This window comes from Celeribacter marinus, assembly GCF_965656515.1.
Taxonomy (GTDB): domain Bacteria; phylum Pseudomonadota; class Alphaproteobacteria; order Rhodobacterales; family Rhodobacteraceae; genus Celeribacter; species Celeribacter marinus_D.
Map to the genome: position 1 here is coordinate 56670 of NZ_CBFHKW010000006.1, position 7674 is coordinate 64343.

General features: G+C 56.4%; 7 protein-coding genes. 5 read left to right on the plus strand and 2 right to left on the minus strand.

What is annotated here, in order from left to right; genetic code table 11:
- Positions 1 to 1249: amidase (locus ACTG34_RS02720; protein WP_439103499.1), on the plus strand; the 1249-nt coding region annotated here is incomplete at its 5' end.
- On the plus strand, positions 1246 to 1416 hold the full coding sequence (locus ACTG34_RS02725; RefSeq protein WP_156320727.1) for a hypothetical protein: 171 nt from the start codon (positions 1246 to 1248) through the stop codon (positions 1414 to 1416). The genes ACTG34_RS02720 and ACTG34_RS02725, both read left to right, overlap by 4 nt.
- Positions 1417 to 1509: 93 nt before the next feature.
- On the opposite strand, the gene ACTG34_RS02730 is transcribed toward ACTG34_RS02725, so the two are convergent.
- Both ACTG34_RS02730 and ACTG34_RS02735 read right to left on the minus strand, forming a co-directional pair.
- Entirely contained in the window at positions 1510 to 1932 is a 423-nt protein-coding gene (locus tag ACTG34_RS02730; protein ID WP_439103500.1) for a GlcG/HbpS family heme-binding protein, read from the minus strand.
- A gap of 26 nt (positions 1933 to 1958) precedes the next feature.
- Entirely contained in the window at positions 1959 to 4091 is a 2133-nt protein-coding gene (locus ACTG34_RS02735) for a malate synthase G (protein WP_439103501.1), read from the minus strand.
- A gap of 89 nt (positions 4092 to 4180) precedes the next feature.
- On the opposite strand from ACTG34_RS02735, the gene ACTG34_RS02740 reads away from it, so the two are divergent.
- The 3 genes from ACTG34_RS02740 to ACTG34_RS02750 all read left to right on the plus strand — a co-directional run.
- Positions 4181 to 4951 carry an IclR family transcriptional regulator gene (locus ACTG34_RS02740; RefSeq protein ID WP_439103502.1) on the plus strand — a complete coding sequence of 257 codons (771 nt, stop codon included), beginning with the start codon at positions 4181 to 4183 and terminating at the stop codon, positions 4949 to 4951.
- 193 nt (positions 4952 to 5144) lie between these two features.
- Complete coding sequence (locus tag ACTG34_RS02745) at positions 5145 to 6158, plus strand: Gfo/Idh/MocA family protein (protein ID WP_439103503.1); 1014 nt, start codon at positions 5145 to 5147, stop codon at positions 6156 to 6158.
- A partial coding sequence (locus tag ACTG34_RS02750; protein WP_439103504.1) for a hypothetical protein occupies positions 6155 to 7674 on the plus strand: 1520 nt, incomplete at its 3' end. The genes ACTG34_RS02745 and ACTG34_RS02750, both read left to right, overlap by 4 nt.

The window sequence follows — 7674 nt, forward strand, 5'->3', positions numbered from 1 at the left end:
CGGCGAACACGAGGAACAAATTGGCGCTTGGGCGTGGCTTGACGGAGATCACGCGCTCGCGCAGGCCCAGCGTTTGGATCAATGGCGTCTCGCGGGGCGGCCCCTTGGTCCGCTGCATGGATTGCCTGTTGGCCTGAAAGATATCATCGACACGAAGGGCATTCCGACCGAGAACGGAACGCCCATCGATGCGGGACGTGTCCCTACCGAGGATGCATGGATTGTTGCACGGCTGCGCGCGGCAGGTGCGATCATCTTGGGGAAAACCGTCACGACCGAGGGTGCGTTCATGCACGCCGGAAAGACCCGTAATCCCCATAACCCCGATCATACTCCGGGTGGATCATCCCAAGGGTCCGCTGCGGCAGTCGCAGCGGGTATGGTGCCCTTTGCCGTCGGAACCCAAACCGGTGGCTCTATTATTCGGCCTGCGTCCTTTTGCGGTGTGGTTGGCTTTAAACCCAGCTTTGGCTTGATCCCGCGCACAGGTATTTTGTCCCAGTCTCCGCATCTCGATACGGTTGGCGTTTTTGCGCGCTCCATTGAGGATTGCGCTCTATTGAGCGATGTGTTGACGGGCTACGATCCGCTAGACACCGCGACATCCGCGGTGCCTATGCCACGGATGCTCGACGTTGCGGTGTCCAAGCCGCCGGTTCTGCCCGATTTTGCGTTAGGTCGTATTCCCGGATGGGATCAGGCGGATCCACAAATGATTGCCGCTATCGAAGAGCTTGTCGCCATTCTGGATGACAAATGTTTTGACGCGCCTTTGCCGGAGTTAGGTCAGGCCGCACAAACGCGCGAGCTGATCAACTTTGCCGAGATGGCGAAATGCTACTACCATTTCGAAGCCCGTGGCAGGGAGCAGTTGTCCGAGAAACTTCGCACTGCGATTGATCAGGGCAAAGATGTTATGGCACGCGATTACATCTCTGCGCTCGATTGGCGCGATGTGCTAAATGCGGGGCTTGAAGCGATCTTCAACCGCGCAGACGCGATCATTTGTCCTGCGGCTTTGGGTCCAGCGCCCGAAGGGCTCGACGATACAGGAAGTCCGATTTTCAACGGCCTTTGGACGTTGGCGGGTGTGCCTGTTGTGACGATACCGCTTTTTGTTGCGGAAAATGGAATGCCGATGGGTGTGCAACTGGTTGGCAGACGCGGTGATGATGCCCGTCTGTTACGCACAGCACGTTGGCTCACCTCACATCTAGAAACAATAGAAGACAAGGAACTAAAGCTATGAACAAACTGATAGCCGTTTTTGCATTTTTGGTGCTGTTCGCCTTTTTGGCGATCCTTGTGATCCACGTTCCGCGTCTTGACCTGACAGTGGTCATTCTCGTGGCGTCAGGTCTTGGGTGTTGGGATCTGTATACAAGCTGCTTTGCCAAAAAGACCGACAAGTCCTAAGATCCATAAGCTATGCGCCACGGCGCTATAGACATAGAAAAAGCGGGCGGTTTGTCATAAACCGCCCGCTTTTTTGTGTTTTGTGTGCGTGACTTAAAGCGTTGCGATAAAGTGATCTATGCCCGCTTGAGCGACCTCACGGTCCTGAGCGGGTGTGCCAGATGACACGCCAATGCCCCCGACAACATCACCGTCTACACTCACAGGAAGACCGCCACCGACGACCATCAAGCGTCCACCAATCGCGGAGTCTATGCCATATGTCTGCCCCCCCGGTTGGCTGATAGCGCCGTAGTCATGGGTCGCCTTTTTCGCCGCAGAGGCCGTAAAGCTTTTGTCGATTGCGATGGTGATTGAGGTCACCTTGCCACCGTCCATACGCTCGAATGCAATCAAATTGCCGCCCTCATCGGTGATCGCGATGCACATCGGCACGTTGATCTCGTCTGCCTTGGCGCGTGCCCCCTCCAAGAGGAGGCGCGCATCGTTTAAATCCAGTCGTTTGATCAGTTGCATGTGTATGTCTCCCGCCTGAACGTGGCTTATTTCGCCGCTTGCTTCACACTCAAACGCGCTTTGTAAAGAAGCGGTTCGGTGTAGCCAGAGGGTTGTGCAATCCCCTCAATAACCAATGCGCGGGCCGCGTTGAACGCCGCACCATCGAATGCCGGAGCCATCGGAATATACGCAGGATCCCCCGCATTTTGCGCATCAACCTTTGGGGCCATGCGGCGGAACGCAGCCTCGACTTGATCCTTTGTGCAAATGCCGTGCTCGACCCAGTTGGCAAGATATTGCGCGGAAATCCGCAATGTGGCGCGGTCTTCCATGAGGGCCACGTCGTCGATATCTGGCACTTTGGAGCAACCGATACCTTGATCAACCCAACGCACCACATATCCGAGAATAGACTGACAGGCGTTTTCCAATTCGCGGGTCACATCCTCGTCGGATACATTGCGGCCGATCATCACGGGTGGTGTCAGAAGGGCGTCGAGCGAAGCATGAGCCCGCCCGCGCAGATCATTTTGAACATCCGTCACATTCACGTGGTGGTAATGTGTGGCGTGCAGCGTGGCGGCAGTAGGCGAGGGCACCCACGCGGTATTTGCACCCGCTTTCGGGTGGCCGATCTTGGCCTGTAGCATGTCCGCCATATCATCGGGGCGCGCCCACATGCCTTTGCCGATTTGTGCCTGACCGGTGAATCCTGCGGCAAGACCGGTGTCGACATTGCCGTTCTCATAGGCGCCGAGCCACGCGCTTTGTGCCATCTCGCCACGTGGAATGACCGGACCCGCCTGCATCATCGTGTGGATTTCATCGCCGGTCCGGTCAAGGAAACCTGTGTTGATAAACACGCAGCGGTTTTTAACGGCATTGATACAGGCCGCAAGGTTGGCCGAGGTCCGGCGTTCTTCGTCCATGATCCCCAGTTTGACCGTATTGCGGGGCAGGCCAAGCATATCTTCGACGCGACCGTAGAGCGTGTTGGCAAATGCCACCTCTTCGGGTCCGTGCATTTTCGGCTTTACGACATAGACCGACCCTGCGCGCGAGTTGCGCAGGCCGTCTGTCTTTGTCAAATCATGCATGGCACAGGCCACGGTGATCACTGCGTCCATGATGCCTTCGGGGGTTTCTTCGCCGTTCCACATAATTGCGTTGTTGGTCATCAGGTGACCCACATTGCGCACCAGCATCAACGCGCGACCAGGATGAGTGACGTCCGCGCCATCGGGGGCTGTGTAGGTCACATCGTCGTTCAAACGACGCGTCATGACCTTGCCGCCCTTATCAAAGCTCTCTTGGAGTGTGCCCTTCATCAGGCCGAGCCAGTTGGCATAGACCACACATTTGTCTTCGGCATCGACCGCAGCTACGGAATCTTCGCAGTCCTGAATAGCCGTAAGAGCACTTTCCAAACGGATATCGGAAATGCCCGCGGGGTCAGTGGCGCCAATTGCGCTCTCGCGGTTGATTTTGATCTCGATGAGAAGGCCGTTGACGCGCAACATGACATCGCCATTTTCACGGTAGCCTGCATAGTGATCCGCATTGGCCAGTGTCGTTGCGCCATCACCAAGGGAGATCGACAAGGTTTCACCGGCCTCTAAGGCCTGAACATCCGCCCACGATCCGTTTGCCAATGGTGCAACCTGATCCAAATGGGCGCGCGCCCATGCCACGACCTGTGCGCCACGTGCGGCATCATAGCCCTTGCCCGATGGCGCGCCCTCAATCGCATCTGTGCCATAGAGCGCATCATAGAGCGATCCCCAACGTGCATTGGCCGCGTTCAACGCAAATCGCGCGTTCATCACGGGCACAACAAGCTGAGGACCCGCAACAGTTGCAATCTCCGGATCGACGTTCTCGACGTTGATCTCGAAGGGTGCAGGTGCGGGTTGAATATAGCCGATCTCACGCAAATACGAATTTGCGGCCTCAACATCAAAGGTCTGACCTTTGTGCGAGGTATACCACGCATCGATCTGCGATTGCAGCTCGTCACGTTTCGCCAGAAGGGCGCGATTTTCGGGCACCAGATCTTTGAGGAGCGCAACATATCCATCCCAAAAGTGATCGGCATCAATTCCGAGCAGGATTTCGTTTTCAACAAGCGCCGCCAGATCGGCAGAAACATCGATTTCGGATCTTTTTACATATGACATAGCGAACTCCATTTTTTTTAATTTGTAGACCGAGACGGGGGGAGATGTTAATTGGTGTGAAAATAATTTTCACGATGCGGAAAATGAGAATGAAGCAGAAAATCGGAAATGTGCAATCTGTTCAGCGCGCCATGACGCTGCTCAAACTGTTGGCTGCGTCTGACGAGGGTCGGCGCGTGAGCGACCTTGCAAAGGAATCCGAGCTTGCGGTGTCCACAGCGCACCGGCTTTTGACAACGCTCGAGGATGAAAATTTCGCCTACTTCGATCCCGAACGCACCCTTTGGCATGTCGGTCGCGCGGCGTATTCGGTCGGATCGGCCTATGTGCAAAAATACAATTTCGTCACACCTGCCTTGCCGTACCTGCGCAAACTGCGCGATGAAACCCGAGAAACCGCGAACCTCGGCATTCTGGACGGCGAGCAAATTGTGACGATTTCTCAAGTGGAAAGCCGCGAAATTGTGCGTGCCATTTCCCCAACGGGCGGGCGGGTGCCGGCCTTTTGCTCAGGGATGGGGAAAGCCATTCTTGCGACATGGTGCGATGGACAAATTGAACGGTTTGCGTTGCAGGCAGGGTTTCACCCGATGACGCCGCGCTCGCACCGAAATCTCGAAACGCTGATGACAGAAATTCACCACATCCGAGAGGTCGGATATGCGGTTGATGACGAGGAACACGCGTCCGGTTTGCGCTGTGTTGCTGGCGTTGTGTTGTCTCGGGCGGGGGATGCCGTGTGTGCCATATCTGTCTCGGCCTTGTCGTCGCGTCTGTCCGGTGAGCGGATCAACGAGGTGGGTGTTCGGATAAAAGGAATGGCGCAGTCATTAACAGATTCGCTATCTGGATCGGCATAAAGTGCTAATTTTCCACATTGTGGAATATACTGTCATCTGGTCTAGTGTGCGCCAATCATGGGCAATCGCCCCCCATAAGATATGTTTTGGGCGCTGCTCAAATGATCAAGGGGAGGGATCACGTCCAGTTATAGGGTCAGGTCCGTCTCGTCGCTCAGCCGTGAGCGGGGCAACAGACAAATAGGGAGATGGCATGAAAGGTGCATTGATCGGCTGCGGGTTTTTCGCGCAAAATCAACTTCACGCATGGCGCGATATCGACGGAGTCGACATCGTTGCGCTGTGTGACCAAAACGCAGAGCGATTGGGGCAAAGTGCGAGTGATTTTGGTATTGATCGGACATATGCCGATGCCGCCCACATGTTTGCGGCGGGCGGTTTCGATTTTGTCGATATCGCGACCACTGCGCCATCCCATTTGCCCTTGGTCAAAATGGCAACTGATGCGGGTGTGCACATCATTTGTCAAAAGCCATTTGCACAAAACCTCCCCGATGCACGCGCGATGGTCGCCGCCGCCCACAGCGCGAATAAGATACTCATGGTGCACGAAAATTTCCGCTGGCAGTCGCCTATTCAGGCGGCCCTACAGGCCGTGAAATCCGGTGCGATCGGCGATCCGTTCTTTGGACGGTTCAGTTTCAGGTCCGGCTATGATGTGTTTTCCGGCCAGCCCTATCTGGCCGAAGGGGCGCGGTTTATCATCGAAGATCTCGGCATTCATATCCTCGACATTGCGCGCGCGTTTTTGGGGGATGTCAGCCAGATTTCCGCCACCACGCAACGGGTAAATCCCAACATAAAGGGCGAAGATGTCGCCACGATGCTGCTCACGCATCACGGCGCTACAAGTGTGGTCGATTGTTCCTATGCAACGCGCCGCGCCCCCGAGACGTTCCCGCAAACCTTGCTTGAAATTGACGGAACGGACGGCACGCTGCGTCTGGATGCGGGGTATAAGCTGACGATAAGTGGCGCGCAGACGGTGGTGCGCGATGTCTCGCCGCCCGTTTTGTCGTGGGCGCAAACGCCGTGGCACAACATTCAGGAAAGCGTATTGGCGATTCAGCAGCATTTTGTCGATTGTATCGCAAGTGGGCGCACACCACAGACATCTGGCGCGGACAACTTGCAGACACTTGCACTGGTTGAGGCCGCCTATCTCTCGGCAGCAGAGGGGCGGACTGTCTCGCCGCGCGCGCTGTGAGTGACTATAAAGACCTTTACGGCACGCAGCACCGCGTGCCTGCGGCGACATCGCGGGTCGTGGGGCCGTGGTCGTTCACAATAGATGGCGGCCACTTGCGTCATGTGAGGTTTAAGGGCGTTGAGGCCATCCGGAGCATCGCCTTTCTGGTGCGTGATCGTGATTGGGGCACAGTGTCACCGCGCCTTGAGAGTGAGGTTGAAACCCAAAGCGACGATCACTTGCACATCTCATATAGGCTGACCTTTGACAGCGGTGACGCACAGCTTGTCGTCGATGTTATCATTGATGTGACACCCGATGCCCTATCGATGTCGGCGCGCGCGACCTCAATCGGCGCGTTTGAGACCAATCGTGCGGGCTTTACCGTGTTGCATCCCATTGAGGGGGTCGCGGGGCAGTCGGTTCGGGTCGGCCATAGTGACGGCACCGTTGAGGCGTCGCAGTTCCCCCTTTTGATCGATCCGTGGCAGCCGTTTATGGACATCACATCGCTGTCTCATAACGTGGGCGATCATAGTGTGACGTGCCAGTTTTCGGGCGACACATTTGAAATGGAAGATCAGCGGCAATGGGGCGATGCCTCGTTCAAAACCTATAATCGGCCTTTGGCCGAACCGTGGCCCTATGTGTTGAATGACGCGGATACGTTGGCGCAATCGGTCGTATTGACGCCCGGGGATGCGATTTGCACCCGCCCGCCAACTCCGCCCGAAGCCGCCAGACCGGCCAATTTTCCCGATATGGCTCTGGTTTTAACCCCTGACGATGCGGTCAAGTTGGCTGGGGCACACGGTACTCTGGCCACCGTCAATCCACAACGGTTGCTCTGTCACGTCGATATGGACATCGGGCGTCTGGATTGGCAATTTCAAGCATTCGCAGCCGTGCAGGCCGCGTTGCCAGATATCCTCTTTGATCTAGAACTTATCCTATCGTGCAAGGAGACGCCTGCCGCAGAACTGGCTGACATCGCTGCGCGCATGCAGGCGGCGCAATTTAAGCCTGATAGTATCCTCGTTTGTCCGTCCGTGGACCGCCAATCGACACCGCCAGGCTCGGATTGGCCTGACTGCCCGCCGCTCACCGATATTCACAACGCTGCCGCACAGGCCTTTCCTGATGTGATCCGCGGGGGCGGTATGGTCAGCTTTTTCCCTGAATTAAATCGCAAGCGACCCCCGCTAGATACATTGGGGTTTGTGAGCCACGGGTTGTGCCCGATTGTGCATGCGGCTGATGATGTGTCCGTGATGGAGACGTTGGAGGCAATCGCGCATATCACACGGTCCGCACGCGCCATCTTTGGCGATTTGCCCTACAGGATTGGGCCTGCGACGATTGCGATGCGCCAAAACCCATACGGCAATCGCACGATCGCGAACCCTGATGGAGCGCGCATATGCATGACGGACGATGACCCGCGTCATCGCGGGGCTTTTGGTGCGGCTTACGTGATTGGCCTTGCCACAGCCCTCGCGCCTGCAAACATCTGTGTGTGGACGCCTGCGGCGGT

Excerpts from the sequence above, each read along its gene's own strand:
- ACTG34_RS02725 (WP_156320727.1), top strand. The coding sequence starts at position 1,246 with ATGAACAAACTGATAGCCGTTTTTGCATTTTTGGTGCTGTTCGCCTTT.
- ACTG34_RS02745 (WP_439103503.1), top strand. The coding sequence starts at position 5,145 with ATGAAAGGTGCATTGATCGGCTGCGGGTTTTTCGCGCAAAATCAACTT.
- ACTG34_RS02740 (WP_439103502.1), top strand. The coding sequence starts at position 4,181 with ATGAAGCAGAAAATCGGAAATGTGCAATCTGTTCAGCGCGCCATGACG.
- ACTG34_RS02730 (WP_439103500.1), bottom strand. The coding sequence starts at position 1,932 with ATGCAACTGATCAAACGACTGGATTTAAACGATGCGCGCCTCCTCTTG.
- ACTG34_RS02735 (WP_439103501.1), bottom strand. The coding sequence starts at position 4,091 with ATGTCATATGTAAAAAGATCCGAAATCGATGTTTCTGCCGATCTGGCG.